At 65.0% G+C, this 25,667-nt stretch carries 23 protein-coding genes; 14 read left to right on the forward strand and 9 right to left on the reverse strand.

The window, feature by feature from the left end:
* Positions 1 to 13: 13 nt before the first annotated feature.
* The 3 genes from HMI60_RS01435 to HMI60_RS01445 form a co-directional block, all read right to left on the reverse strand.
* Positions 14 to 1,216, reverse strand: a complete 1,203-nt coding sequence (locus HMI60_RS01435; RefSeq protein ID WP_193590414.1) for an MFS transporter — start codon at positions 1,214 to 1,216, stop codon at positions 14 to 16.
* Between the two features lie 80 nt (positions 1,217 to 1,296).
* Positions 1,297 to 2,283: a M56 family metallopeptidase gene (locus HMI60_RS01440; protein ID WP_039240773.1), complete on the reverse strand. Its 987-nt coding sequence runs from the start codon at positions 2,281 to 2,283 to the stop codon at positions 1,297 to 1,299.
* Between the two features lie 5 nt (positions 2,284 to 2,288).
* Positions 2,289 to 2,675 carry a BlaI/MecI/CopY family transcriptional regulator gene (locus HMI60_RS01445; RefSeq protein ID WP_011774471.1) on the reverse strand — a complete coding sequence of 129 codons (387 nt, stop codon included), beginning with the start codon at positions 2,673 to 2,675 and terminating at the stop codon, positions 2,289 to 2,291.
* A gap of 280 nt (positions 2,676 to 2,955) precedes the next feature.
* Between HMI60_RS01445 and HMI60_RS01450 the strand changes: the two genes are divergently transcribed.
* The 4 genes from HMI60_RS01450 to HMI60_RS01465 are packed head-to-tail and all read left to right on the forward strand — an operon-like array spanning position 2,956 to position 10,108.
* Complete coding sequence (locus tag HMI60_RS01450; RefSeq protein ID WP_018778700.1) at positions 2,956 to 4,560, forward strand: cytochrome ubiquinol oxidase subunit I; 1,605 nt, start codon at positions 2,956 to 2,958, stop codon at positions 4,558 to 4,560.
* An 18-nt stretch (positions 4,561 to 4,578) separates the two neighbouring features.
* Complete coding sequence (gene cydB, locus HMI60_RS01455; RefSeq protein WP_039240777.1) at positions 4,579 to 5,661, forward strand: cytochrome d ubiquinol oxidase subunit II; 1,083 nt, start codon at positions 4,579 to 4,581, stop codon at positions 5,659 to 5,661.
* 7 nt (positions 5,662 to 5,668) lie between these two features.
* Entirely contained in the window at positions 5,669 to 9,088 is a 3,420-nt protein-coding gene (gene cydD / locus HMI60_RS01460; RefSeq protein ID WP_193590415.1) for a thiol reductant ABC exporter subunit CydD, read from the forward strand.
* A 9-nt stretch (positions 9,089 to 9,097) separates the two neighbouring features.
* Complete coding sequence (locus HMI60_RS01465) at positions 9,098 to 10,108, forward strand: GNAT family N-acetyltransferase (protein WP_193590416.1); 1,011 nt, start codon at positions 9,098 to 9,100, stop codon at positions 10,106 to 10,108.
* 3 nt (positions 10,109 to 10,111) lie between these two features.
* Here the strand turns inward: HMI60_RS01465 and HMI60_RS01470 are convergent, their stop codons facing one another.
* Positions 10,112 to 10,630, reverse strand: coding sequence for a DinB family protein (locus HMI60_RS01470; protein ID WP_018778696.1), 519 nt, complete (start codon positions 10,628 to 10,630; stop codon positions 10,112 to 10,114).
* Positions 10,631 to 10,759: 129 nt separating this feature from the next.
* On the opposite strand from HMI60_RS01470, the gene HMI60_RS01475 reads away from it, so the two are divergent.
* Positions 10,760 to 11,143, forward strand: coding sequence for a VOC family protein (locus tag HMI60_RS01475; RefSeq protein ID WP_018778695.1), 384 nt, complete (start codon positions 10,760 to 10,762; stop codon positions 11,141 to 11,143).
* Between the two features lie 85 nt (positions 11,144 to 11,228).
* Here HMI60_RS01475 and HMI60_RS01480 read toward each other — a convergent pair whose 3' ends face one another.
* Complete coding sequence (locus HMI60_RS01480) at positions 11,229 to 13,742, reverse strand: DNA topoisomerase (ATP-hydrolyzing) subunit A (protein ID WP_018778694.1); 2,514 nt, start codon at positions 13,740 to 13,742, stop codon at positions 11,229 to 11,231.
* Positions 13,743 to 13,797: 55 nt separating this feature from the next.
* On the opposite strand from HMI60_RS01480, the gene HMI60_RS01485 reads away from it, so the two are divergent.
* Genes HMI60_RS01485 through HMI60_RS01500 form a run of 4 tightly spaced genes read left to right on the forward strand, consistent with a single transcriptional unit; the run spans position 13,798 to position 19,200 of the window.
* Positions 13,798 to 16,485, forward strand: coding sequence for a bifunctional GNAT family N-acetyltransferase/acetate--CoA ligase family protein (locus HMI60_RS01485; RefSeq protein WP_193590417.1), 2,688 nt, complete (start codon positions 13,798 to 13,800; stop codon positions 16,483 to 16,485).
* A gap of 57 nt (positions 16,486 to 16,542) precedes the next feature.
* Positions 16,543 to 17,268, forward strand: coding sequence for a DUF5998 family protein (locus HMI60_RS01490; RefSeq protein WP_018778692.1), 726 nt, complete (start codon positions 16,543 to 16,545; stop codon positions 17,266 to 17,268).
* Positions 17,265 to 18,485 (forward strand): alkaline phosphatase family protein, encoded by a 1,221-nt coding sequence (locus tag HMI60_RS01495; protein WP_064722897.1) that lies wholly within the window; start codon positions 17,265 to 17,267, stop codon positions 18,483 to 18,485. Before HMI60_RS01490 ends, HMI60_RS01495 begins: the two co-directional genes overlap by 4 nt.
* Complete coding sequence (locus HMI60_RS01500) at positions 18,478 to 19,200, forward strand: thymidine kinase (protein ID WP_018778690.1); 723 nt, start codon at positions 18,478 to 18,480, stop codon at positions 19,198 to 19,200. Before HMI60_RS01495 ends, HMI60_RS01500 begins: the two co-directional genes overlap by 8 nt.
* Here the strand turns inward: HMI60_RS01500 and sepH are convergent.
* Positions 19,197 to 20,522 carry a septation protein SepH gene (gene sepH / locus HMI60_RS01505; protein ID WP_193590418.1) on the reverse strand — a complete coding sequence of 442 codons (1,326 nt, stop codon included), beginning with the start codon at positions 20,520 to 20,522 and terminating at the stop codon, positions 19,197 to 19,199. The two genes, HMI60_RS01500 and sepH, sit on opposite strands and share 4 nt — an antisense overlap.
* 288 nt (positions 20,523 to 20,810) lie before the next feature.
* Here sepH and HMI60_RS01510 point away from each other — a divergent pair, with 288 nt between their 5' ends.
* A complete protein-coding gene (locus tag HMI60_RS01510) occupies positions 20,811 to 21,110 on the forward strand; it encodes a DUF4193 domain-containing protein (protein ID WP_018778688.1) in 300 nt (99 codons plus the stop codon).
* 24 nt (positions 21,111 to 21,134) lie between these two features.
* On the opposite strand, the gene HMI60_RS01515 is transcribed toward HMI60_RS01510, so the two are convergent.
* A complete protein-coding gene (locus HMI60_RS01515; protein WP_018778687.1) occupies positions 21,135 to 21,632 on the reverse strand; it encodes a DUF3093 domain-containing protein in 498 nt (165 codons plus the stop codon).
* A 94-nt stretch (positions 21,633 to 21,726) separates the two neighbouring features.
* Between HMI60_RS01515 and dut the strand changes: the two genes are divergently transcribed.
* The 4 genes from dut (at position 21,727) to HMI60_RS01535 (ending at position 24,282) form a co-directional block, all read left to right on the forward strand.
* Complete coding sequence (gene dut / locus HMI60_RS01520) at positions 21,727 to 22,257, forward strand: dUTP diphosphatase (RefSeq protein WP_018778686.1); 531 nt, start codon at positions 21,727 to 21,729, stop codon at positions 22,255 to 22,257.
* 117 nt (positions 22,258 to 22,374) lie between these two features.
* Positions 22,375 to 23,133 carry a DUF3710 domain-containing protein gene (locus HMI60_RS01525; RefSeq protein WP_193590419.1) on the forward strand — a complete coding sequence of 253 codons (759 nt, stop codon included), beginning with the start codon at positions 22,375 to 22,377 and terminating at the stop codon, positions 23,131 to 23,133.
* A gap of 103 nt (positions 23,134 to 23,236) precedes the next feature.
* Positions 23,237 to 23,503 (forward strand): hypothetical protein, encoded by a 267-nt coding sequence (locus HMI60_RS01530; protein ID WP_229778591.1) that lies wholly within the window; start codon positions 23,237 to 23,239, stop codon positions 23,501 to 23,503.
* A complete protein-coding gene (locus HMI60_RS01535) occupies positions 23,500 to 24,282 on the forward strand; it encodes a DUF3159 domain-containing protein (protein WP_018778683.1) in 783 nt (260 codons plus the stop codon). The genes HMI60_RS01530 and HMI60_RS01535 overlap by 4 nt, the downstream gene beginning before the upstream one ends.
* Here the strand turns inward: HMI60_RS01535 and HMI60_RS01540 are convergent.
* Both HMI60_RS01540 and HMI60_RS01545 read right to left on the reverse strand, forming a co-directional pair.
* The gene (locus HMI60_RS01540; protein WP_018778682.1) at positions 24,249 to 24,983 is read right to left on the reverse strand and encodes a TrkA family potassium uptake protein; all 735 of its coding nucleotides are present in this window, start codon (positions 24,981 to 24,983) and stop codon (positions 24,249 to 24,251) included. The genes HMI60_RS01535 and HMI60_RS01540 overlap by 34 nt on opposite strands.
* Positions 24,983 to 25,654 (reverse strand): TrkA family potassium uptake protein, encoded by a 672-nt coding sequence (locus tag HMI60_RS01545; RefSeq protein ID WP_026267290.1) that lies wholly within the window; start codon positions 25,652 to 25,654, stop codon positions 24,983 to 24,985. Before HMI60_RS01545 ends, HMI60_RS01540 begins: the two co-directional genes overlap by 1 nt.
* Positions 25,655 to 25,667 lie beyond the last annotated feature (13 nt).

Genomic DNA, 25,667 nt, shown 5'->3' on the forward strand with positions numbered 1-25,667 from the left:
CCCCACCAGGGGATCACCGTGGCTCCCGGGCGGACGCTGCGTGGCTGGGGGCAGCGGCGGGCGCGGCGAACGCTGCCGCTCCCACCAGAACTGCTAGCGCACCCAGCCCCCAGGGCAGCCCTGCGGCAACGGCGATACCACCTACCAGTAACGGACCCCCGGCGTCGCCGAGTTCCCGCCCGAGCTCGGCCGAGCCCATGGTCAGGCCGAGCCTGGCCTTGGGTGTGGAATCTGCAAGATGGGCGAACGCGAGCGGCGTCGCCACGCCAATCCCGACTCCAATGAGCAAGGCCGCAGCGTAGATCCAGAGTGCCCCTGGCAAGGTGGCCGCGATCAGGATCCCCACGGCGATGCATGACAGTCCGGCGATCATCCCCGGCCTGTCGGTAAGTATGCCGCGATCCCGCAGGGCGCCAATACGTGGCTGGACTGCGGAGGACGCAAGGGCCAGGACAGTCACGACGGCGACGCTCCCGGCAGTGCCCAGTCCGTCCCTGGCGGCAAGGGCCGGAAGGAAGCCAACAGCAGCCCCGAGCGCCCCTGTGGCCGCTGCGAGCACCAGTGTGGAGCCCAGGAACGTCTTCCCGGTGCTCTGCCGCCACACGTCCGCCAGGGTGTACCGGGTCCTGGGCAATGGTTCCAAACGCGGCATGGAGACGAGGACCCATACGGCCACCACAAGGGCCACGCCGGACAGGACGGAGAACAGGAGCCCGAAACCGCCCGCCAGGATGGCACCGGCGCCCAATAGCGGCCCCAGGGCGTAGCCGAGGCCTTTCCAGGAGCCGTAACGCCCAAAATAGCGGCCGGTATTGTTGCCCGCGAGCCGGGCGACACTGGCGGAGGAAGCCGGTGAAAAGGCCGATGCTGCCACGCCTTGACCGAGCCTGGCCGCGGCGAGCATGCCGGGTTGTTCAGCCCAAAGACCCGCCAAAGACGCGGCGGCGAAGGCCAGAAGCCCGCCCACGATCACCGGCTTGGGCCCGATGCGGTCGCTCAGTGCGCCGAAGACAGGCTTGAGGAAGACTTCGGCAACGTCATACAAAGCGAGCAGAATACCCAGTCCGAGAAGGCTCAGTCCGATGTCCTGGCTTTCGGCGCCAAGACCTGCGGCAACAGCATGCGCCCCGAAAGCCGTAGTGAAGCCCGCAGCATAAAGGGGCCACCGCTGGTAGGGAGACCTGCGCGCAGGGCCGGTCTTTTCGGGCGGATTCACGCCCCTAAATGTAACAAGGCGCTGTGGTGTCCTTAGGAAGCTGCGCTGCTGGCACTGTGGGCGGAGCCCATCCCTGCCGGCTAACCGAGCAGACCGGGCACAATCAACAGTGCTGTGGGAACGGCCAGCAGCATCGCCGAGGCAGCAAGGACCAGTACCCTCAGCCCCTTGGTGAGGGGCGGCTGCGGCGAGAGCAGGCGGCTGACGCGTGACGCCGTCGTACGCGGTGAATCGGCACCTCCGGTGGCGCTGACACCGTTGCCCTCGACGACGGCGCCACCACCCTTCAGCGCGGCGGCGCTGACGGCCGGCTGGGAGCTGCCGCTGGCTACGATGGCGATGGCCTTGATGAGCGTGCCCTTGCTTTCGGTCCGAAGCGCGACGTCGTCCGCCAGCATCTCGATCAGGGAGTTCACGGCTGTCTGGGCGAGGCGGGTTGTGGGAAACCAGGGGAGGGCCTGGCGCCAGGCAGCGAAGGCCCACAGCAAAAGATCGTGCCGCTGGGAAAGATGGGCGTTCTCATGGATGAGGACGGCCCGCAGCTCGGCTGGATCGAGTGCGGCCATGAGGCCATCGGACAGGACCGTGACCGAACGGGCGCCGCCGGGCAGGCAGTAAGCAACCGGGGACTCATGGTTGATCACGACGGTCCCGGGACCGTCGTCGGAGGGTGATGCCAGCAGCGCGAGAAGTTCCCGGTGCCGGCGACGCTGGCGCTCAATCTTGTAGTACGTCAGCAACAGGGTGAAAACGAGATGCGCGGTCAGGAGTGCGGCGGCGGAGAGGGCAAAAAGGTGCCAGAAACCCAAAGCAGTGGTGGGCTCATTGTTGAACACCATTCCGGCCAGGCTCCTGAGGCCGGCAAGGAGGTTGTCGCCAATCGGTTCCAGACCGTAGACCAGCATGGCGCCGATCATCGACAATCCACCGGCAAGGGCTATGGCCTGCCACAGCACCATGGCGGTGAAGGGCGACCGTGCCGGCCACTGTGCGCGCGACAGCAGGACGGGAACCGGCCACGCCAGAATCAATGCCAGGACCGCAAGCAGGTATGAGGTCCAGAACATAGTGGCTAATTGTAGCCGAGCAGTTTGCGCAGGGTAGCGGCTTCACTTTCGGTGACGGAGCCAATGAAGCGGGCAAGGACAGCCTCACGGTCCGGAGCGGAGCCCAGGACTTCGTGCATCAGTTCCGCAGTGTGGTCGGCGCGGCTGGAGACTGCCTGGTAACGGTGCGGGCGCGTTCCCCGCTCGCGTTCCACCAGACCCTTCTTTTCCAGGCGTGACAGCACGGTCAGGACGGTGGTTACTGCCAGGTCTTTGCCTTGATGGCCTGCGGTGCCGTCGCCGGCCTCCGAGTCCTGCGCCAGAAGATCGCGCAGCGTATTGGCGGTTGCAGCTTCCTGGCCTGCCCAGAGCAGATCCATCACTGCCCGTTCCAGTTCCCCAAGACTTGCCATCGTTACTTCCCTACCTTCCGCTTCCTGCTGCAGGGTTACTGCCGCTGGGAGCGATGATCCAACATTCCACAATAAATCTACCGCTTTTCCTACGCTGATTCTACGTGAGGTAGAACTGTCGGCGCGCCGCCACGCCCGGTGACCTCTTGCGCGTGGCCGATGCCACTTGAAGAATGGGTTTCGTTGCCCGGCATTTGTTCTACACTGTGTAGAAGAGAAGTTTTCTACGCCATGTAGAACTAACGTCATCGTACTTCGGTCCACCGCACAAAGGACAGCCATGGACGCCTTGGAAATCGCACGCTGGCAATTCGGTATCACTACCGTTTACCACTTCATGATGGTGCCCCTCACCATTGGGCTGGGTTTGGTCGTGGCCATCATCCAGACCATGTGGTACCGCACGGGCAAGCCCGAGTACCTGCGCATGACCAAGTTCTGGGGAAAGCTCTTCCTGATCAACTTCATCATGGGCGTGGCCACCGGCATCGTCCAGGAATTCCAGTTCGGCATGGCCTGGAGTGAGTACAGCCGCTTCGTCGGTGACGTGTTCGGGGCGCCCCTCGCTCTCGAAGCGCTGCTGGCATTCTTCGTGGAGTCCACGTTCCTTGGGCTTTGGATCTTTGGCTGGAAGCAACTGAAGCGCGGCGTCCACCTCGCCTGCCTGTGGATCGCGGTCATCGGCTCGGTCTTCTCTGCCTACTTCATCATTGTGGCCAACTCCTGGATGCAGCACCCCGTGGGAGTTGAAATGGTGGACGGACGCCCCGTCATGACCGACGCCTGGGCCGTCTTCACCAACAACACTGCCCTGGTAGCGGTGCCCCACACCCTGTTTGGTGCGCTGGCCGTCGCCGGAGCCTTCCTCCTGGGAATCGCCTGGTACCACCTGTGGCGTCGACGCCACGATGGGATCGACACCGTGGGCAAGGACGGCCGGATCATTCCCGGTGATGCGCCGCAGATCCCCGGGCGGGACAAAGCCGACTACACAGTCTGGATGAAGTCCCTGCGCATCGGCGCCGTCGTGGCCATGATTTCCTTCGCAGGAACGGCCTTCACCGGCGACCTCCAAGGCAAGCTCATGTTCGAACAGCAGCCCATGAAGATGGCTGCAGCGGAAGCGGCCTGCCACGATGGAACAGGGTTCTCGATACTGAGCGTCGGAAACGTGGGCTCTTCCAACTGTGAAGATGTCGTGGCCGTCATCGAAGTGCCGGGCATCCTCTCCTTCCTGGCCAAGGGAGACTTCACCACCGAGGTCAAGGGAGTCAACAGCCTGCTCGGCGAGTACAAAGAGAAGTACGGCACCAATCTGCCGGACAACCCGCTCTACGGCGACCGCGCCGGACAGGAAATCCAATACGTTCCCGTCATGGAAGTGACCTACTGGGGCTTCCGCATGATGATCGGATTCGGCGGCGTCGCAGCCCTGGCCGCGCTGCTGGCCCTCTGGGTAACGCGTAAGGGCGTAGTCCCGGAGTCCAAGTGGCTCATGCGGATTGCGGTCTTCGGAATCCTGGCGCCCTTTGGCGCCAACGCCGCAGGCTGGATCTTCACCGAAATGGGCCGGCAGCCGTTCGTCGTTGCCCCTAATCCGGATATGAACGGCATCGACCAGGTCTTCATGTTCACCGCCGCTGCGGTGTCCCCAGGGGTCAGCGCAGGGGAGATCCTGACTTCGCTGGTAGTGCTTACGGCAATCTACGCGGTGCTGCTGGTGGTGGAAGTGAAGCTGCTGGTCAAATATGTCCGCGGTGGCGTTGCTTCCGCGATGCCGGAACTGGGGCATGGCAAAGACAAGGACGGGTCCCCGAACGGGGATGGCAAAGACAACGACACCCCGGACAAGTCCGGCGACGACGTCCTGGCATTCGCTTACTAGGAGCAGGGGAAACTGACAATGGAACTGTTGCCAACCATTTGGTTCGTGGCCATCGCCGTCCTGTGGACCGGCTACCTCTTCCTTGAGGGCTTTGACCTCGGCGTGGGCATGCTCATGAAGCTGTTCGCACGAAACAACACCGACCGCCGGGTCCTGCTGAACACCATCGGTCCGGTCTGGGACGGAAACGAGGTGTGGTTGCTGACCGCAGCCGGCGCTACCTTCGCCGCCTTCCCGCTCTGGTACGCGTCTCTGTTCTCCGCCCTCTACCTGCCGCTCCTGGCAGTCCTGGTTGCCTTGATTTTCCGGGCCGTTGCCTTCGAATACCGGGGCAAGGTCGATTCCGAACGCTGGCGCAACCGCTGGGACTGGGCGATCGCCGTCGGCTCCTTCGTTGCCGCTTTCGGCATCGGTGCAGCACTTGCGCTCACCACCACGGGCCTGCCCCTGAACGCCAACGGAGACCGGGAGGGCGGCCCGATGTCCTGGTTCAGCGGCTACGCGCTTCTGGGTGGCTTCGGAGTGGTGGCCTTCGCCCTGGTGCACGCCCTGGCATTCCTTGCCCTCAAGACCGACGGCGAGGTGCGGCACCGTGCCCGCCGCTGGTTTGTGCGGTTGGTCCCGGCCGCGGTTCTGCCGATGTTCGGGTGGATGGTGGCAGTCCAGTTCCTCAGCGGCAAGCCATGGACGTGGGCTCTGGTAGCTGCCGCCGTCATCGCAGTGGTCCTGGCCTGGGCACTGGCCCGCGCAGGCTCCGAGGGACGGGCCTTTGGAGCCCTGGGTGCATTCATTGTCTGCGCCACTGCCTCAATCTTCGGAGCGGCATTCCCGGTGGTTATTCCCTCCACGATCGATCCCGCCTTCAACCTGACCATCTCCACGGCTTCTTCCTCGGACTACACGCTGGGCCTGATGAGCATTGTGGCTGCCGTGGGGCTGCCGTTGGTGATCGCCTACCAGGCCTGGACCTACTGGGTCTTCCGGCGGCGTGTCAGCGCGGCACACATTCCTGAGGCACACGGCTTCCTCCCCGCCATCGCGGCAAAAGTACTCGTTTCCAAGGAAGGCGCCTCCTCCAACCCCGCGCAACCGGGAAAATAGCCGCCTCATGAAACCGGTGTTTCCTTCCGGACAGGCCACCCGCTCGGCGCTCTACGTCCTGGGGCTGATGTCCGCGCTCAAAGCGCTGTCCCTTGTCCTGATGGCGCAGGCTGTGGCCGCCATGCTCGCCGGTCTCGCAGCGGGTTCCGGTGACTGGAACAGCGACCTGCTGTGGGGTGCGGCCGGGGCCGTGCTGCGGTCACTGACCGTGTGGGGACAAGGAATTGCGGCACGTCATGCCGCTCTGGGTGTCAAAGAGGAACTACGCGTGCGGCTGCTCAGGCGGTCCCTGGACGACGGCGGTTCGGCCCCCGTTGAGGGAATGAACGACGGCGGCCTGGCGATACTGGCGACGCGCGGGCTGGATGCGCTGGACGACTACTACACCCAGTACCTTCCCGCTTTGGTCAATTGCGCCACGGTTCCCTTATTGATCGGAGCGCGGATCCTCTTCGCCGACTGGGTAAGCGCCGTGGTCATCGTCCTGACTGTGCCGTTGGTGCCCCTGTTCATGGTGTTGATCGGACGACACACCGAAGACCGCGTCCGGGATGCGCAAACCACCCTGCGGAAACTCTCCGGCCACATCCTGGAACTGGCCAAGGGGCTGCCCGTATTGGTGGGGCTCGGCCGCGCCAGCGAGCAACGCGCCGCATTGGAAGACATCTCCGAGCAGTACCGCAGCAGGACCATGGGTACGCTCCGCACTGCTTTTCTCTCCGCGCTTGCCCTTGAACTCATCGCCACCATCTCGGTAGCCGTGGTTGCAGTATTCATCGGTGTCCGGCTCGTAGCAGGGGACATGGCCCTGGAAGCGGGCCTCCTGGCCTTGATCCTCGCCCCTGACTGCTACCTGCCACTGCGGGAGCTCGGCACCGCGCATCACGCCAGCGACGACGGCCGGGCAGCCCTCGAAACAACCAACGCCGTACTGGAAGCTCCCCGGCACCGACGCGTCACGGACGCGACGCGCCGTACGGAGCCCGCCGACGTCGTCGTCAGCGACTTGTCGGTGACGTACCGCGGCAGGACCGCTGCCGCCGTCGGACCGCTCGACTTCACTGCCCCGCAGGGGAGCATCACAGCCCTCGACGGCGACAGCGGCGCCGGAAAGAGCACCGTCCTGGGAGTGCTGGCGGGACTCATCGGCAACGGGCCGGGAGCCCGCGTCACAGGCACCGTGGCGGGGGTGGCTCCTGCAGCCGTGGCCTGGGTTCCGCAGCATCCCGTCATGGCAGCCGACAACGTGCAGAAGGAGATCGAGCTCTACCTTGACGGGTTCGAAGGCAACACTGCCGAAGCGGTGGCCAAGATCCTCAGCAGGGCATCCGCCGGACACCTGGCAGCGAAGCACCCGGCTGAACTAAGCCCGGGCGAACTGCGCCGTGTGGCCTTGGCCCGCGGTCTGGCCCGCGTCGAGGCAGGCGCAACGCTGCTGCTCCTCGATGAGCCCACCGCTCACCTGGACGACGACTCGGCCGCCGCCGTCCGTCGCGCCATCGAATCGCTTCGCGGCACGGCCACCGTGATCCTGGTGGCCCATGACTCCGCCACCCGTGCGCTCGCTGACCACCTTGTAGCCATCGGACACAAGGCAACACCTGCCGGGACAGCCGCCGCGGCCGCCGCGCAGCCGGTCGCCTTGACCGTAACGGACACCGCACGGGACACCGCAAGGGAACCGGCTGAGGCCCTCGGCAGCGCCGGGCCGTTCAACGTCACGGACCGGTCGCGTGCCGGCAGCGTTCGCCTCCTCGCGGCCATCCTCAAACCTGTCCGCTGGAAGTTCGCAGCCGCCGGCGTCGTGGCGGTGCTGGCCGCACTGTTCGCTGTCGCCCTGTCCGGCCTGTCCGGCTGGCTCATCATCAGGGCCAGTCAGCAACCACCCATCCTCTACCTGCTGGGCGCCATCGTTGGCGTCAGGTTCTTCGGCATCGGACGGGCCGTGCTGCGGTACTGCGAACGTCTCCTGACCCACGACGCCGTGTTCGCGGCCATGACACGGCTTCGCGGATCGCTCTGGGCAACCCTGAGCCAGCGGGCGTTGTCGCTGCGGCGCCTGCTGCAGGGCGGAAACGTTTTGGGATCGATCGTGGACGATGTCGATACACTCCGCGACCTCCTGCCCAGGGTGGCCCTGCCACCCCTTACTGCGGTAGGAGTTGGCGGCGCGGCCATCGCAGCGACCGCCATCGTCGTGCCTGCCGCGTTGCCCGCCGTGGTGATCGCCGCCGTGGTGGGACTGGTGGTTGCTCCTGCCCTGGCTGTCCTGGCTGACCGGAACGCCGCACAGGCCGAACGACAGCTGCGTTCGGTGGTGCTCCGGGGAGTTGCTGCGGCACTGGATGCGCGGGCTGAACTGAGTGCCAACAACGTCAGCGAACCGGTGATCGGATCCCTGGAGGGCAAAGACCGGGCCGCCACCGTGTCGGCCAAGCGCGCCGCATGGGCCGAGGGTCTGGGCCAGGCAGTGATCGTCCTCGCGTGTTCTTTGTCGGCACTCTGGGCAGGCGCCCTCAGCGCTCCCTCCGTGCTCGACGGTACGGTGGCTCCGGAGCTCGCCGCTGTCATTGTCCTGATGCTGCTGGCCCTGGTGGAACCCTTCGCGGGCATCGTCTCCGCGACGCGTCAGGCACCGGCGCTCGCGGCCGTCCTGGGAAAGGTGGCCTCCTCCGGCGCTTTGGACTCAACGGACGGTCCCCGGGGCCGGGAAAACCACGACGACGGTCCGTTGCCTTTGCCTGACCGGCCCGGCCAGGAGGGACTCGAGTTGCGCGGTGCGGCTGCAGCGTGGCCAGGAGGGCCCACCGTCATCTCCGGACTCAACGCCGTGGCCGCACCGGGCCGCTGGTTGGCCGTCACGGGACCGTCCGGGGCCGGCAAATCCACACTGCTCTCGGTCCTGCTGGGCTTCCTTCCCCTCACGGAAGGAACGGCAAAGCTGACCGGTACTGCCGCGTGGTGCCCGCAGGAAGCACACCTCTTCGACTCCACGGTGCGGGGCAACCTCCTTCTTGGCCGGCCAGCGGCCGAAAAGCCCGGCGAAGCGGACATGTACAAGGCGCTGGCCGCCGTCGGCCTTGACGCCGTAGTGGCGGCCCTGCCGGGTGGCCTGGATGCGCGCATCGGGCCGGGTGGTTCCTTCCTCAGCGGTGGCGAGCGGCAGCGTCTCGCCATGGCCAGGACACTGCTGACGGGCGCCTCCGTCCTGTTGCTGGACGAACCAACAGCACATTTGGACGCAGGCTCTGCGCGGGAAATGATGGCTGTGCTTCGCAAGGGTCTGAAGGACGTCACCGTGGTCCTGGTGACCCACAACCCTGATGACATAGACCCCTCGGATGCGCGGCTTGAGCTGTCCGCCGCAGGAACACCGGTGCGCAGGCCGGGCGCGGCGGAACTGGTGGGAGGGCCTACTGCTCAGTAACCTGAGGGCATGCCTTTCAAAGATGCAAGCCATGCCATGCCCGACCCGGAGGTCACCGGCCTCCAGTGGCGCCCTGCCAGCATGGCGGACCTGGACGGTTGGGCCGGACTGATCGCCAGGACGGCCGCCGTCGAACAACCGGTCTGGTATGAAAAACGCGGCGACCTCGTCCACATCCTGGAGTCCAGCAAGAACCCACCCCAAGCGAACACCCTGCTGGGCGTGGACGCCAAGGGCGTGCCGCGTGCCTACGGCCGCATCGCCAAGAACCCCGGCGGCGACAAAGCAACCGGGATGGCGTGTGTTGACCCCGAATGGCAGCAACGTGGCATTGGCTCGGCGGTCCTTCTCTGGCAGGAAGAGCAAACGCGCAGCCGCTTCGAGGCGGACGCGGCCGCCGGCCATCCTGTAACCCGGCCCCGGCTCCGGGTCCAAACCGAAGAGAAGCACGAGCACCAGGCGAAACTCCTGATGGGGCACGGTTATGGTGCCGTGCGCTGGTTCAACGAAATGCACAGACCGTTGGCTGGCCGGATCCCGGATGCGCCGTTGCCCGCCGGGCTGGAACTCCGGACCCTGGATTCCTCCCTCTTCGAGCCAGTGCGCCTGGCCCACAACGATGCCTTCCGGGACCACTGGGGGAGTGAACCACGCGACGAGGAATCGTGGCGCTTCACCATCGAGGAACCCACAGGGCGGCACGACCTCAGCGCCGTAGTGATCGATAGTTCCACGGGTGCCGTGGCCGGGTATCAACTGACCAGCCATGATCCCCAGTCCGCCGTGGAGCGCGGCTTCAAGGAAGGCTACACCGAGCTCCTTGGCGTCCGACGCTCCTACCGGGGCCGTGGCATCGCCCAGGCTTTGCTCGCCGACGCCATGCGCCGCTACGCCCTGGCAGGGATGGACATAGCGTCCCTGGACGTTGACTCTGCGAATCCCACGGGAGCGCTGCAACTGTACCTGGGTATGGGCTACGCCCCGGTGAACCGCAGCATGACGTGGGAAAAGATGCTCTGACTGCTACCCATCCACGTCGTGAAGGTGATGGACAACGTCGTGCAGGAAGTACTGGGAGAACGTCAGCACAGTAAAAGCTGAACCGTTGCTCCGGGTCCCGGTGCGCTGCCAGTCGTCCTCCACGACGCGCGCAAAGGACTCGGCGATCACGGTGCCTTCCGCCTCGAGTTCATCAGCCACGGCACGGGGATCAGCGGAATCGTATTCACCGTCGATCGCGGCCTGGTCCTGGTCCCAGTTGGCGAAACGGGCGTCGTCCTCTGCGAGCATCAGGTTCAGGCGCTGGTCGAAAAGGCTGAAGACGTCGCGGACGTGGCACGCGTATTCCAGGGGCGACCACGTATGGTCGTTCGGGCGCACGGCTGCGTCTTCCCGCCGCAGGACGGCCCGCCACCGCGGAAGCATGTTCAGGACGGTGCCTGGCACCGTTGCAGGAGTCACCGTTGAGGGGTCGAAACCACATTCGGGGCAGGGCTCGGAGAGGACCCAGGTCCAGTCCTTTTCATCAGGGATGATCGGCATGCGGCCAGTCTAAGCTCATCCCGGCCACAGCCCGTTACAGGTCAGGAAATATGCTGCCCTATTGCGATTTCTTCCCATACCGGCCAGGAGTAGAGTTCGTTCCGGGGGGAGAGCCGGAAAGAGAAAACAATGCTCAAGGATCAGCAGGTTGGTGCCGTTCTCCCGGCACAGGACATAGCCCGGGCCCGCGCTTACTACAGCGAGAAGCTCGGACTGGAACCCGAGAATCCGGACGCCGACGACAACCTCCAATACAGGTGCGGCGACGGGACCGGATTCTTCGTGTATCAGACGCCGAATGCGGGGACGGCGAAGAACACCCAAATGGGCTGGACCGTAAGTGACGTCAGGGCAACGGTGGAGGAGTTGCGCGGCAAAGGAGTCACGTTCGAGGACTACGACTTCCCCGGACTGAAGACCGAAGACGGCGTGGCGACCATGCCCGACGGCAGTGCCGCAGCGTGGTTCCTCGACAGCGAAGGAAACATACTGAGCATCAACCAGAACGGCTAGCCCGGCTGGCGGCCCCGCGGCCGCTGCGAGGCAGAGGCTGGAGGTCGTCTGGAACCTCCGGCCTCTGCCATGCCCGGCGCGGGCACTATTCTGAGGCGTCAGCCCACGTCATGCTCGGACCAATGGCTTCAACCGGCTGTGACAACGGGACGCCGGAGCCATCGCGCCTTCCGTGCTCGTGGGGGAGGGCGCGTGCCACCCCTGCCGCGGACGACGCCTTGGCCGGTCCATGCCCGGCCCACGCCAGAAGCAGAGTGTCTTCGCCCTTAAGGAAGCGGTGGACGCGGACGCCACCGGTGGCGCGGCCCTTGGCCGGATACTCCTCGAAAGCTGTCACCTTCGCGGTACCAGGGGCCGTGCCCGGCAGCGCACCCGTGGTGCCGGCGATGGTCACCACGACGGCGGCGGAATCGTTGGTGCGCACGGCACCGAAGTGGATCACCTCGTCACCGGCGGCAAGCTTGATACCGGCCATGCCGCCGGCCGTGCGTCCCTGCGGGCGGACGTTGGAGGCACTGAACCGCAGCAACTGGGCTTGCCTGGTCACGAAGACGAGATCGACGTCGTCCTCCTGGGCGGGCTCCACGGCGAGAACCGAGTCCTTGTCCTTCAGCGCGATGATCTCCCAATCCTCGCGGTTCAGCGGGTAGTCCGGCTGAACGCGCTTCACCACTCCCTGCCGCGTACCGACGGCCAGAACCGCGTCCAAGGGGACAAACGCGATGAGCGTTTCTCCCTTGAGAAGCGTGATGAAGTCCTTGGCAGGAACGCCTCCGGCCAGGTTGGGAAGGCCTGAGACAGGCGGCAGCACCGGCATGTCCATGACCTGCAGGCGCAGCATCCGCCCCTGCGATGTCACGGCACCGATTTCTCCACGGGCAGTGGTCTTGACCACGGAGCGGAACACATCGTGCTTGACGCGCGGACCGGCTTCAACCAACGGCTCCTGGTTGGAGGTCCTGGCAATCTGCCCGGAGGTGCTGAGCAAGGCCCAGCAAGGGTCGTCCGGAATCTCCAGGGGAAGGGCCGCTGCCTTCCCCTTGGGACCTGGCGCGGCGGCCAGGGCGGCGGCAACCGTGGGGGATACGGCCTCGGATTCCAGGAGCACAGTCCGCCGTGGGGTGCCGTACTTTTCGGCGACGACGCCCAGCTCTCCCGACACGAGGTCGCGAAGCAATTCGTCGGAGGCCAGGATGGCTTCGAGCGCCTCGATTTCCCGGCGCAGTTCGTCCTGTTCCTTCTCCAGTTCAAGCCGTGAATACTTGGTCAGCTGCCGCAACCGCAGCTCCAGGATGTAGTTCGCCTGGATCTCGGTGAGGTCGTAGATGGACATGAGCCGTTCGCGGGCGGCCGCTGCCTCATCCGAGGAGCGGATGATCTGGATGACCTCGTCGATGTCGACAATCGCGATCAGCAGACCTTCCACCAGGTGGAGGCGGTCCTTCTTCTTGCCGAGGCGGAAAGCTGTCCGCCGGCGGACCACGTTGAGGCGGTGTGCCACATAGACCTGGAGCAGTTCCAGCAGGCCGAGCGTCTGCGGTTGCCCATCCACCAGCGTGACATTGTTGATCCCGAAGGAATCTTCCATGGGCGAGTAGCGGTACAACTGCTGCAGCACGGCATTGGGATTGAAGCCGTTTTTAAGCTCGATCACCAGACGCAGACCGTGGTTGCGGTCCGTGAGGTCCACGACGTCGCTGATGCCTGTCAGCTTCTTGGCATTGACGGCATCCTTGATCTTCTCGATGACCTTTTCGGGGCCCACCATGTAGGGGAGTTCCGTGACCACCAGGCCGGTGCGGCGGGCGGACAACTGCTCCACCTCCACCTTGGCACGTGTCTTGAAGGATCCACGACCGGTGGCATAGGCATCCCGGATCCCGTCCAGACCCACGATGCGGCCGCCCGTGGGCAGGTCCGGACCGGGGATGAAGCGCATGATCTCATCAAGGGTGGCGTCGGGGTTGGCGATCAGGTGCCGGGCGGCCGCAATGACTTCCACCAGGTTGTGTGGAGCCATGTTCGTCGCCATGCCCACGGCAATGCCGGTAGTGCCGTTGACCAGCAGGTTGGGGAAAGCTGCAGGAAGGACTTCGGGCTGCGTGAGCTGGTTGTCGTAGTTCGGGACGAAGTCCACCACGTCTTCATCGAGGTGGTCGGTCATGGTCAGCGCAGCAGCCGCCAGGCGTGCCTCGGTATAACGCGGGGCCGCCGGGCCGTCGTCGAGCGAGCCGAAGTTGCCGTGGCCATCGATCAGCGGCAGGCGGAGCGAAAAGTCCTGCGCCATGCGGACCATGGCGTCGTAGATGGCCGCGTCGCCGTGGGGGTGGAGCTTTCCCATGACCTCGCCCACAACACGGGCGCTCTTGACGTGACCCCGGTCCGGGCGCAGGCCCATGTCGGACATCATGTAGAGAATGCGCCGTTGGACAGGCTTCAGGCCGTCGCGCGCGTCCGGAAGGGCGCGCGAATAGATCACCGAGTAGGCGTACTCCAGGAAGGAGCCTTCCATCTCGGACGTGACGTCAATATCGACGATGTTCTCGGTGAAATCGCCGAGCGGTTCGGCTTTGCGTGCGGAAGATTGGCTGCGGGCCATGGGGTCGGTGGATCCTTGAGAGTTGTACTGCGGATGTTTTAGCTAGGCTAAGCCTATGGTGGATCAGCCCGGCGTCGGCATTTATCCGGAATATTGGGAGGCCGATGTCGTGCTGCGCGACGGCGGAACGGCCCACCTCCGCCCGATCAGGCCCGAGGACGCCGAGGCTTTGCAGGCTTTCCACGCAGGTCAGTCGCAGGCGTCCATCTACATGCGGTTCTTTTCCTTCAAGCCCAAACTGTCCGGCAAGGAAGTGCGGCGCTTCACCGAAGTCGACCACATCAACCGCGTCGCGTTCGTAATCACCATCGGTGGCGAAATCATGGGAATAGGCCGCTACGACCGGCTCGATGATCCCAGCGAAGCCGAGGTGGCCTTCAACATTTCCGACGCCCACCAGGGGCGCGGCATCGGTTCGATCCTCCTGGAGCACCTCGCCGTGGCCGCACGGGAGAACGGCATCCGGCGGTTCACCGCCGAGGTCCTGCCGGACAACCGCAAGATGCTGATGGTCTTCGCCGACGCCGGGTATGACCTCAAGCGCCACTTTGACGACGGCGTGGTGAGCGTCGAGTTCAACATCGACCCCACGGAAAAATCGCGGGCAGTCATGGAGTCCCGTGAGCACCGCGCCGAGGCGCGCAGCGTACGCGACCTGTTGTCGCCGTCGTCGGTGGCTGTCATCGGTGCCAGCCGCAAATGGGGGACCGTCGGCTATCAACTGCTCGAGCACATCATTGAAGGCGGCTTCAAGGGACCTGTCTATGCAGTCAATCCGGAGGCGTTCGAGCTCGCCGGCATGATCTCGTTTTCGAAACTGTCCGAAATTCCGGGGCCCGTCCAGCTGGCCATCATCGCCGTTCCCTATGACGAAGTGCCCAAGGTGGTGGACGAATGTGCCGCCACAGGAGTCAAGGGGATCGTTGTGGCCACGGCAGGATTTGCCGACGACGGCGAGCGGGGCCTGGCACGCCAGCATGAGCTGGTTCGGCGGGCACGGGCCAACGGCATGCGCGTGATCGGTCCGGAGTCCCTCGGGATCCTGAACACCCACCCGGCCGTGTCCTTGAACGCGTCCATGGCCCCCGCCATGCCGCCCCGGGGAAGCCTTGGCCTGTTCAGCCAGTCGGCCGCCGTGGGTGTGGCGGTGTACGCGGCCGCCAGCCGCCGTCGATTGGGGTTGTCCTCGTTCCTGTCCGCAGGCAACCGCGCTGACGTTTCGGGTAACGACGTCATGCAGTACTGGGAGGACGACGCCGACACGTCCGCCGTGGGCCTCTACCTTGAGTCCATTGGCAACCCGCGCAAGTTTTCGCGGCTGGCGCGCCGCCTGTCGCGCAACAAGCCGGTGATCGTCGCCAAATCCGATGTCACTGGCCTCAGCCTGCCGCCCGGGCATGAGGTCCGGACCACGCAGGCGCCCGCTGCGGCCCTGGATGCCATGATGCGGCAGGCGGGCGTGATCCGCGTGGACACCATCGAGCAACTCATGGACATCGCCCAGATCGCCTCCTCCCAAGCGCTGCCGCAGGGCCCGGGATTGGCCGTGTATTCGAACTCGGTTGCGCTGGCGAAGGTGGTGGCGGACAGTGCCGTGCCACTGGGCCTGGACGTCAACCGCCTGGTGACCGACGTGGACCTCGATGCCGGAATGTCCCTCGCTCTGCCGGCGCTCAGGGCCAGTCTGCTGGAGAGCCTCGCGGACACCTCCGTCCATGCTGTGGTGGCTGCCCTCCTCCCGGCCCGCGGCCTGACAGTTGAGGCCTTGGCCAGCGTCCTGGCCGAGTGCGCTGCGGAGGCGGGAAAGCCCATCATCGCGGCCTTCACGGGAATCCTGGACCCCTCCGTCCACGTCGAGGGAATGGTAGGAGCTGACGGTAGGCCACCGCTGCCCTGTTACTCCAATGCCGGGGCAGCTGTAGCTGCGTTGGCGTCGATTGTCCGGTACGCCCAGTGGCGGGACCGCGACCAGGGACTCTTCGTTGAACCTGAAGGCTGCGATGTCGACGGCACCAGGGACACACTCGCGGCGATGCTCGCCGGTGTCACGGGTGAAAAGATCAGGAAGCTCGACGCCGGTGCAGCTGCGGCCCTGCTGGCCGGCTACGGTATCGAGGTGCTGCCCAGCTTCGGTTTCGGCACGGATGAGGAAGCCGTCAGTGCCGCGGACAAGGCGGGCTGGCCCGTGGTGCTGAAAACTACCGACCCGGCGCTTCGACACCGGCTTGACCTGGGCGGCGTGCGGCTGGACATCCAGGACGCCGGATCCTTGCGCCAGAACATCGCACAGATGCGCCGGGCCCTGGAGCCCTACGGCTCTCCGTCGCTGGAAGTGCAAGCCATGGCCCCCGTGGGGCAGGCGTGTACCTTCCGTGCCATGGAGGACCCGCTCCTGGGGCCCGTCGTGTCGTTCGGACTGGCCGGTGACGCGGTGAACCTCCTGGATGACTGGGCCCACAGGGTGCCGCCACTTTCGGCCGCGGATCTTCACGATGTCATTCGTTCGCCTCGTGCCTCCAGGAAGCTCTTCGGTTACCAAGGGCTCCCGGCCGTTGATGTCGCTGCCCTTGAAGACATCGCAGCCCGGCTCGCCAAACTCAAGGACGACCACCCTGGGATTGCATTGGTTGAGTTCAACCCCGTACTTGCAGGCCCGGCAGGCGCCACGATCCTCGGAGCCGAGGTGTGGATCGGCAACGCGGCCCAGCGTACCGACAGTGCCCGCCGTGCGATGCGAAGTTAGCCACAGGGGCACGGTGCGCGGTTAGGAAGTCACCATACGATCTGTGAAAATGGGGGAATGAGCACCCAGTCTCCGACGCCTCAGTCCCGCCCGTCCTCCACCGGGAACCACGCAGGACACCACCACAGTTCCCAAGGACAAAGCCTGGAGCAGGCCCTGCAGCAGGCCGGGTTCTACCCGCGTTTGGTGGCCGACGTCGTTGACGATGCCCTCGATGGCCGCGAGTGCTTGTCGCACTTGGTCCACCTCGAGACGCACTTCGACCGCGCGGAGGTCCGCCGGCACATCACCGTGCTTGTCCTCACGGAGGACATGCTGGTGATTACCCATGTGGATGACCAGCAACTGGACGAGGCCGGTGAGCAGATCGTTGCCCAGATCTCCACGGAGTCGGTACCTGTTGCCCAGATCCGTTCGGTGGTCCTTAGTTACATGTACTCCCAGCCGCAAAACTACAAACCATCCGATCCCGTGCGCGAGTTGACGGTATCCATCGCCTGGTCCGGCGGACAACGGCTGGACATGGGCCCTGCAAGCTGCGGAGACCCCCAGTGCGAAGCTGACCACGGCTACAGCGGAACCATCGCCCAGGAAGACATCGTTCTGCGTATCAGTGCAGAAGCCGATGGACTGCAGGCCGTCCAGGACGCCAAACTCTTCGCCAGGGCGCTGCGCGCAGTCAACACGGGAAATCCCGCCCCGGTCCAGCACTCCGGCATTCCGGCCCCCAGGCCGCGTTCGGGCGTCTTCAGCAGCCGCCTGAGCCGTGGGCACCAGCGTTGAGGGACACCGCGCAGACCCCCGCGCCGGTGGACTCCGCGGCAGCTGACCTTCCAGCTCCACCCCTTTACGGGACAAAATCGATCGCTGAAGTCCTGACGAGTTCCGCGGCGGCGCTCGGGGTCCCCGGTTTCAGCAACCAGCTCCAGCTGCCGTCAACCCACCGGGTCTGTGTCGTGCTGGCCGACGGCTTGGGAAGGAGCCTGCTCAAGCAAAAGGCTTCCCACACGCCATTCCTGCGTTCGGTCATTGCGGCGGGCCAGAGAAGCGTCCCGCAGTGGATTGACTCCGCCTTTCCGAGCACCACGGCCGCTTCCCTTGCCAGCCTCGGCACGGGGCTGGCCGCCGGGCAGCACGGGATGGTGGGGTACGACGTCCTGGACCCTGGACAGGACAAGGTGGTCAACCTCCTTGGGAACTGGGACCCCCAGGTGGATCCCGCTCTCTGGCAGCCCAATGCCACGGTCTTTGAACGCGTGGCCGCCGAGCTGGACGTTGTCACGGTCAGCCTGCCCCAGTTTGGGAATTCGCCCATGACCCAGGCTGCGCTCCGGGGAAGCCGGTTCATTGGAGGGACCAGCTTGCACGCAAGAACTGCTGCTGCGGCTGAAGCCATGTCCGGTGGTGGCCGGTCCTTGATGTACTTCTACGTCAATGAACTCGACAAAGCCGGTCACCGTTACGGCTGCCAGTCCGATCGCTGGGAGCACCAGCTCGAAGAGCTTGATTCCACGGTGAAGCGGCTTTCCGCCACGCTGCCGGCAGGGACCACCATCCTGTTGACCGGTGACCACGGCATGCTCGACGTCCCTGCATCCCAGCGGATCGACTACGCGGCCGATGCCTCGTTGGTGGCCGGTGTCCGGCACACAGCCGGGGAACCACGCATGGTGCACCTCTATCTGGAACCTGACGCCACAGAGGCACACCGCGATTCGCTGGTTGATGCCTGGCGCCGGCGCTTTGGCGAACGGATCTGGGTCTTCACCCGCGACCAGGCAGTGGCAGCCGGCTTGTTTGGCGACGTCCTTCCCGAGGTAGCTCCGCGCATTGGTGACCTCATGATTGCCGCCAGGGACACCTTGGCCCTGTACGACACCCGCCGTGCCCGACCAGCCTCGCTTGAGGTGGTGGGCCAGCACGGTTCACTCACCCGCGCCGAACGCGAAGTGCCGCTTCTCTGCTTCCCTGCGGCGGGCAGGCAGGGCAAACGTGGCTGAGCTGGTCTTCTTCTCCGGCACGATGGACTGCGGAAAATCGACGTTGGCCCTCCAAATGGACCACAACCACCGTGCCCGGGGCCGCGGTGGAGTCCGGTTCAGCTGCAACGACAGGGCAGGTGATTCCACGATTTCCAGCAGGCTGGGGCTCCAGACCGATGCTGTGGAGGTGGGGGGCGACACGGACTTCTGGGACGAAGTCGTGATCCGCCGCACCAGCGGACTTCGCGTGGATTACCTCATCTGCGACGAAGCACAGTTCTACTCGCCGGTCCAGGTGGAGCAGCTGGCGCGGGTAGTGGACGAGATGGACGTCGACGTTTTCGCTTTTGGAATCACGTCCGATTTCCGCACCAGGCTGTTCCCGGGATCCCAGCGGCTCATCGAGTTGGCCGACAAGGTTCAGGTCCTGCAGGTCGAGGCACTCTGTTGGTGTGGCCGCCGGGCAACCCAGAATGCGCGCACACTCAACGGCATCATGGTGGTGGAAGGCGAACAGGTCATGGTGGGTGATGTCGCTCCCACCGCCTCAGACGCCGATGCGCAAGACCGGGCCGATGCCGGCGTCGTCGGTTACGAGACTCTGTGCCGACGCCATTACATGCGAAGGGTCACGGCCCACGGGGCCAACCTCATGGCGGGCGGCGATCAGCCGTTGCCGTTCGACATCGATGCGTGCCTCTGGCCGGGAGCCGGACAACAGGCCCAGCGCTAGTCTCCGCGCGCTCCGAACACGATCTCATCCCAGCTGGGGATGCTGGACCTCTTGGGGCGTGCTGGTTGGCGTTCGGCAGGGGCGTCGGCGGGTTGCGGTGCCCCGGGCTCGGTGGATTCATCCGCCGCTGTTTCGTCCGTGGACGTCTCCTGCTGGCGCCCGGCAGCAGGGGCTGGAGTTTCGCTGCCCGGGCCGCCACCCAGGAGCTCGTCGAGACCGGCCGGCTTACGGCCGGTCAGTGAAGTAACAGGACGAACCGGGCCGGCCACCACCGTGATTTCGCGGGTGTCAGTGCTGACGCCGTTGTGAAGCTTCAGGGAATCGTCATCGTCATCAGCCTCGACGTGCCGGGGGGCAAGGCTCAGCCGGGAAAGCATTGAGGGTCGTCCGTCCTTGCGTGCGGGTTCCTCGGCAACGGGGACACTGGAAGCGCCCTGGGAAAGACCGTCGTCCTCGGGGGCATCAGTAGCGTCGTCGCCCGGTCGGGGATGGGCCGCAGGAACGTTGCTCAACAAGACGGCCAACGCGTCGTCGCCGTCTTCGTCGACGCCCAAGCGCTGTCCCCGGCGTGAACGGAGCATTTCCAAGAGGCTGTCCGATTCCTTCGCCGAGGCACGGGCGGCAGTTTCGGCATCGGTCTCAAAATCGAAAGGGCGGTCCGAAACGGCGGCGAGCCGTCGGGCAGGCACCGGGCCATCCAGTGGTTCAAGTTCGCTGAGCTGCTGGGCCCAACGGTTTGCGTTTTGCAGTGACTTGCGTTGCGGACTGAACGTCCACATGGCGGGAGGTTCCTCACCAATGCTGGCGTGCGATCCTGGAGCGGTCTCGAACCTGGCAACCACTGTCCAGGAACCATCAGGGCGGCGCCAGGAATCCCACTTGAGCGTCGATGAGTCGATGCCGTGGGCGGACAGCCTGTGGTCCACCATTTCACCAAGGGTGGCGGGGGCATCCCCGAAAGCCGAACGGTAGGCGTCGTGGCCCGGAGCGGGGGACGCCACTTCGATGGCACGCGCTTGCCGGGCAACGTACTCGCGCTCGGCGAGGACGGGTCCCTCGTAACGCTGGACATTGGCAAGAGGGAGCCCTGACAACTCGGACACTTCGGCTGCTGTTGCCCCGCTGCGGATCCTGGCCTGGATGTCCCTGGGGGACATGGCGATCGGCGTGTTGGAGGCGCGGGCGGCCACCTGTGCCGGGGTACGGCTCGCTGCCGCCCTCAGAGCTTCGTCGATCGGCAGCTGGAACATCGCACCGCCCGGGCCGCTTAAGAGCAGGTGCCCGCCGTCGTCGTGGACGCCTACCAGCCGTAGATCCTGCATAACACCCTCCACCACATGGCATAACTGACATTCGAAACTCTGCCATCAGCGGGGGCCTTTTCCTACTAGGAGCGAGGGCGTGCCGTGATATTCCGCAGAAACCGGCCGGATTCGACCCCATGCTGTGCTGCGGCGGGGGGGCTATGGACTTTTGCCGGACGCCGGAGGACAATCTGGCCGATATCGGGCACAAATCCCGTGCGTCCGGTGTTGCACCCATACACCGGTGGCGGACAGGGAGCCGTCCCGGATCCCACCCAGAGCAGGTATGGAGGACGAAGAAAGACCATGGCCACGGATTACGATGCTCCTCGAAAGACCGAGGAAGACGTCAGCGAGGATTCCTTGGAGGAACTCAAGACGCGCCAATCGGGGAAACAGTCCTCAGCAGTGGACGTCGATGAGACCGATCTTGCCGATGGGTTCGAACTCCCGGGAGCCGACCTCTCCGGAGAAGAGCTCCTGATTCAGGTCATGCCACCGCAACCTGACGAGTTCACCTGTTTCAACTGCTTCCTGGTCAAGCACAGGTCCCAGATCGCTGCAGAACGGGGCGGTCACCTGTACTGCACGGAATGTGAAAGCTAGGCGGCCCGTGCCCGCGGGCAGGAACTAGGCGCGGGGTGTGCTGAGGGCAGCGACGAGCTCGTCGGGCCGGCGGGAGGAAGCGAGCCAGTAAGGGGTGCGGTCGGCCGGGTCCGTGATTTCGATCTTGACCACGGGGTCGATCCAACCCCTGAAGCACATGTAGGCCAGCCCGTTCAGTCGCGGTCCGCGTTCGGCGGTTGCTTCGGCTTTCTTGAACGCCTGGACCGAACCCACGAACGCGCGGTCGATGCTGGCACGCCCCACGCGCACAGTGTCTGCGGTGACGGTGATGGTGGGAGTGGAAAGTACCAGCATGGTGGTCATGATGGCCAGCAAGGCGAGGGCTGCGATAATTCCGGCCATAGGGCTGATCGGTCCGAACATCAGCAGGCCTGCGCTTGACAGGCCCAGGACCACAATCCAGATCCACAACGACGGCCACAGCTTCTCCGTGTACAGGACCCCGGAAGTTGCTGGGGTGTTCCGGGCAGGCACGGGGGAAGACTGGTCAGGCGTAGGCATGTACCCAGCTTATCCGGCGGCTGACACCACTGCGTGCATGCCTGCGGGGCCGCAACCGGAGCAGGCAGCGCCAATAACAGTAGAATGAACCACTGTGAGTAACGAGACCGCAGTATTCAGTACAGACACCGCCAGCCCTGATGCGGAGACCACCGCAGCGTACGGTGCCCCGACCCTGGACGTGCAGCTGAAAATGCTCGACGCCGGCCTGGAAGCCCCGTCCTACGCCCACCCAGGCGATGCCGGAGCCGACCTCCGCGCCCGCGAGGACGTGCATCTGGCCCCGGGGGAACGGAAGCTCGTTCCGACGGGGGTCTCCATCGCCTTGCCCGACGGCTTCGTCGCGCTCATCCATCCGAGGTCGGGACTCGCCACCAAACACGGGCTGACAGTCGTCAATGCTCCGGGAACCGTCGATGCCGGATACCGCGGCGAGATTGCCGTGACACTGCTCAATACCGATCAAAACAGCGCCATCAGCCTCAAGCGCGGCGATAGAATTGCACAGATGGTGATTCAGCGTGTGGAGTACGCGCGGTTCGTTACCGTGGACCAGTTGTCCGATTCCGTCCGCGGCACCGGCGGCTTCGGTTCCACGGGCGGATTCAACGCACCGAAGGCCTGAGCCGACTACTCAACCGGCGCGTGCTGCCGACTGCCCTCTGACGCTGTTGCGCGGTTAACGTGGATTAACGTGGTTGCGGTTTACTTGGGGACAGACCACTACTAAGGAGAAAACCCAATGCTTTTTGGGCGCGGCAAGAAGTCCAAGGCCGAGCGGTCTGACACCGCCGGCACCGTCGAGGAATCCGGTGCCGAGGCGCAAGATCCCCAAACCAGTGAGTCCCCGGCGCGGGGTGACTTCCGTCTGGGCAAAGGTCCCCTGGACGTGGATGAAATCGACAGTCGCGAGGGGTACGTTGACCTGGGTGCCCTGCTGATCGCGCCTGCCGAAGGTCTCCAGCTCCGCCTTGAGGTGGAGGAAGCAACCCAACGCGTGGTGGCAGTGACGCTGGATCTGGCAGGTTCCAGCCTGCAGTTGCAGGCATTTGCTGCACCACGTTCGGAAGGGTTGTGGGATGAAATCCGGGAACAGATCACCCAGTCCGTAGCAAGCCAGGGCGGCGAAACGGAAGAAATCCAGGGAGACTTCGGTACCGAACTTGTAGCCAAGCTGCCGGCCGAGGCCGCCGATGGAAGCAAGGGATTCCGCGCAGCCCGCTTCATGGGCGTGGACGGGCCCCGCTGGTTCCTGCGCGGCGTGCTCGGTGGGCAGGCTGCCCTGGAACGTGACGCCGCAGCAGGCCTGGAGGAGCTCTTCCGCCGCGTAGTAGTGGTCCGCGGCGACAATCCGATGCCGCCACGAGAACTGCTGCAGCTGCGCTTGCCCAAGGATGCAGCCGTTCCCGGCCAGGCCGCCGCTCCCCAGGGAGCCGTGCCGCCGTCGGACTCCACCCTTCAGCAGCCCGAGCGAGGCCCGGAGATCACCCAGATTGGCTGACTCGCCGGGCCGCGGGGGAGTGGCGTCGCAGCGCCCCGGGGACGGGGGGATCCGTGATCTTCCCGAGCGGGGAAGGGCAGTATGCACGGGGATCATCGAGTCGGTGACGCACCAGCCACCCAGCGAACAGCCATTTTTCTCCGCTATGGTGGTGGATGCCCTCAGGCCGGGAATCCAGCCCTCCGCGACGAGCGGGGGAGCCAGGAAGCCCTACGACCGCCTGCGCGTCATCTGGCTCGGCCGGACACGTGTACCGGGAATCGAAGCCGGCGTGGAACTTCGCCTCAACGGCATGGTGACGCAGCTTGACGGCTTCCCGGCAATGTTCAACCCGCGCTACGAAATACTTTCCCGTCAGGAGCACCTATGACCGTCGCCAACGGATCAGACCCCAAGGACACCGGACCGTCTTCGCCCCAACGCGGCGAGGGGCCTGGTCTGGAGGCACCGGCGCCCGACACGGATAAGCCGCGCATGTCCGACATCGCCGCCGGATACGCCGAAAAAGCAGGACTTCACCGCAACAGCGCCGGCCACGTGGACATGTTGAAGTCGGCCGGTGGTGTGCAAGGCATTGCCGAGAGTATCCTGCCGGGGCTTGTCTTCCTGGTGACCTTTACCATCACCCGGGACCTGACGCCGTCGCTTGTTGCCGCCCTGGCGACTGCAGCAGTCTTTACCGTCGTCCGCCTGATCCAGCGGCGCCCCCTGACGCAGGCGCTGGCAGGCGTGGTTGGAGTCGGTATTTCCGCCTGGCTCGCGAACACCACCGGGAAGGCCGAGGACTTCTACGTGCTCGGGTTCTTCACCAACCTCGCGTATATCGCCGCCATGGTCCTTTCCATCGTGCTCAAATGGCCCGTGGCCGGCCTGCTCTTCGGGTTCGTCCGCAATGAGGGCCTTGAATGGCGGAAGGATCCTGAGCGGCTCCGTGCTTACAAGCTCGGCACCTGGATCGTGGTGGCTGTGCTCGCCCTGCGCCTGGTAGTGCAGGTTCCCCTGTACTTCATGGGCGAGGACGGGTTGACCGCACTTGCCACCACCCGGCTCCTGATGGGTGCCCCGCTCTACATCCTGGGGTTGTGGGTGGCGTGGCTGGTCACCAAGCCCGGAGTTCAGCCGTCGAAGCCGTCGTCGTCGGACGCTTGAGCCGTTTCCGCGGCGTGTTCGCCGGAGTCTTCGCCGGCGCCTGAATTCTTCGACAACAGTGCCCGCAGACCATCTTCCGCCGCGATGGTGGTGACGAAGAAGAGCTCGTCGCCACCATCGAGGACGTCGTCCCGCGTGGGGGTGATGGGAGCCTGGTCGCGCAAAATGGCCACAAGTGTTGAGTCTTCGGGCCATTCAATCGCACCCACGGTGCTCCCAATCACATGGGAGTCGTGCGGAACCGTGAACTCCACGATTGATGCCACACCCGTTTGCAGGGTCAGCAGGCGCACGATGTCGCCAATCTCCACGGCTTCCTCGACGAGGGCCGTCATGAGCTGCGGAGTATTGACCGCCACGTCAACACCCCAGGAGTCGTTGAACATCCAGTCATTCTTCGGGTTGTTGACCCGTCCGACGGTGCGTCCGACGCCGAACTCGGTCTTGGCGAGAAGCGACACGACCAGATTTACTTTGTCGTCGCCTGTGGCTGAAACCACGACGTCGGCATCGTCAAGTTTGGCGTCCTGCAAGGTGCTTAGCTCACAGGCGTCGCCCACCAGCCACCGGGCACCGCGGAGTCCGCTGCGTCCGATGACCTCGGGTTTGAGATCGATGAGCAGGATCTGGTGATGGTGGGCCAGGAGCTCGCGCGCAATGGACGAGCCGACGCTGCCTGCGCCAACAATGACAACTTTCACTAAGACTCCTTGGCGGGTGCTTTGGCGAGGATCCGGCTGATCTCGGATGTTCGGTCCAGGCTCAGCATGGCGTGGACCGTGTCGCCTTCCTGGTAGGCGGTGCCGGCCTGCGGAAGCAGGCCCTCTCCGAAGCGGGTAAGAAAGGCGATGCGTATACCGGCGGCCTCTTCGATGGAGCTGAGCCTGTGGCCGATCCAATCCTGGTGCAGGTCCACTTCAGCCAGGACCAAACGGCCTGAGGGTTCGCGGTAATCGCCCGCCAGGTGTTGTTCGGGCAGGATGCGGCGAAGGACCTGATCCGCACTCCAACGCACGGCGGCAACCGTGGGGATGCCCAGACGCTGGTAGATTTCGGCGCGTCCCGGGTCGTAGATGCGGGCCACCACGTGGGCAACGTGGAAGGTCTCGCGGGCCACCCGGGTGGCCAGGATGTTCGAGTTATCGCCGCTGGAGACCGCTGCGAAAGCGTAGGCTTCCTCCACGCCGGCCTGCTTGAGGGTGTCCCGGTCAAAGCCCACTCCGGTGACCTTGCGCCCGGTAAAGGACTTCCGCAACCGGCGGAAGGCCCGCTCGTCCTGATCGATGATGGCCACGGAATGGCCTGCATCCTCCAAAGTGTGTGCCAGAGTTGCGCCAACACGCCCGCAACCCATGATCACGAAGTGAGCCACCATGTCTCCTAAT

Origin of the sequence: Paenarthrobacter sp. YJN-D (genome assembly GCF_015040335.1) — a bacterium.
Lineage (GTDB): Bacteria > Actinomycetota > Actinomycetes > Actinomycetales > Micrococcaceae > Arthrobacter > Arthrobacter nicotinovorans.

Excerpts from the sequence above, each read along its gene's own strand:
- HMI60_RS01440 (WP_039240773.1), bottom strand. The coding sequence starts at position 2,283 with ATGTTCTGGACCTCATACCTGCTTGCGGTCCTGGCATTGATTCTGGCG.
- HMI60_RS01445 (WP_011774471.1), bottom strand. The coding sequence starts at position 2,675 with ATGGCAAGTCTTGGGGAACTGGAACGGGCAGTGATGGATCTGCTCTGG.
- HMI60_RS01450 (WP_018778700.1), top strand. The coding sequence starts at position 2,956 with ATGGACGCCTTGGAAATCGCACGCTGGCAATTCGGTATCACTACCGTT.
- cydB (WP_039240777.1), top strand. The coding sequence starts at position 4,579 with ATGGAACTGTTGCCAACCATTTGGTTCGTGGCCATCGCCGTCCTGTGG.
- cydD (WP_193590415.1), top strand. The coding sequence starts at position 5,669 with ATGAAACCGGTGTTTCCTTCCGGACAGGCCACCCGCTCGGCGCTCTAC.
- HMI60_RS01465 (WP_193590416.1), top strand. The coding sequence starts at position 9,098 with ATGCCTTTCAAAGATGCAAGCCATGCCATGCCCGACCCGGAGGTCACC.
- HMI60_RS01470 (WP_018778696.1), bottom strand. The coding sequence starts at position 10,630 with ATGCCGATCATCCCTGATGAAAAGGACTGGACCTGGGTCCTCTCCGAG.
- HMI60_RS01475 (WP_018778695.1), top strand. The coding sequence starts at position 10,760 with ATGCTCAAGGATCAGCAGGTTGGTGCCGTTCTCCCGGCACAGGACATA.
- HMI60_RS01480 (WP_018778694.1), bottom strand. The coding sequence starts at position 13,742 with ATGGCCCGCAGCCAATCTTCCGCACGCAAAGCCGAACCGCTCGGCGAT.
- HMI60_RS01485 (WP_193590417.1), top strand. The coding sequence starts at position 13,798 with ATGGTGGATCAGCCCGGCGTCGGCATTTATCCGGAATATTGGGAGGCC.
- HMI60_RS01490 (WP_018778692.1), top strand. The coding sequence starts at position 16,543 with ATGAGCACCCAGTCTCCGACGCCTCAGTCCCGCCCGTCCTCCACCGGG.
- sepH (WP_193590418.1), bottom strand. The coding sequence starts at position 20,522 with ATGCAGGATCTACGGCTGGTAGGCGTCCACGACGACGGCGGGCACCTG.
- HMI60_RS01510 (WP_018778688.1), top strand. The coding sequence starts at position 20,811 with ATGGCCACGGATTACGATGCTCCTCGAAAGACCGAGGAAGACGTCAGC.
- HMI60_RS01515 (WP_018778687.1), bottom strand. The coding sequence starts at position 21,632 with ATGCCTACGCCTGACCAGTCTTCCCCCGTGCCTGCCCGGAACACCCCA.
- HMI60_RS01525 (WP_193590419.1), top strand. The coding sequence starts at position 22,375 with ATGCTTTTTGGGCGCGGCAAGAAGTCCAAGGCCGAGCGGTCTGACACC.
- HMI60_RS01535 (WP_018778683.1), top strand. The coding sequence starts at position 23,500 with ATGACCGTCGCCAACGGATCAGACCCCAAGGACACCGGACCGTCTTCG.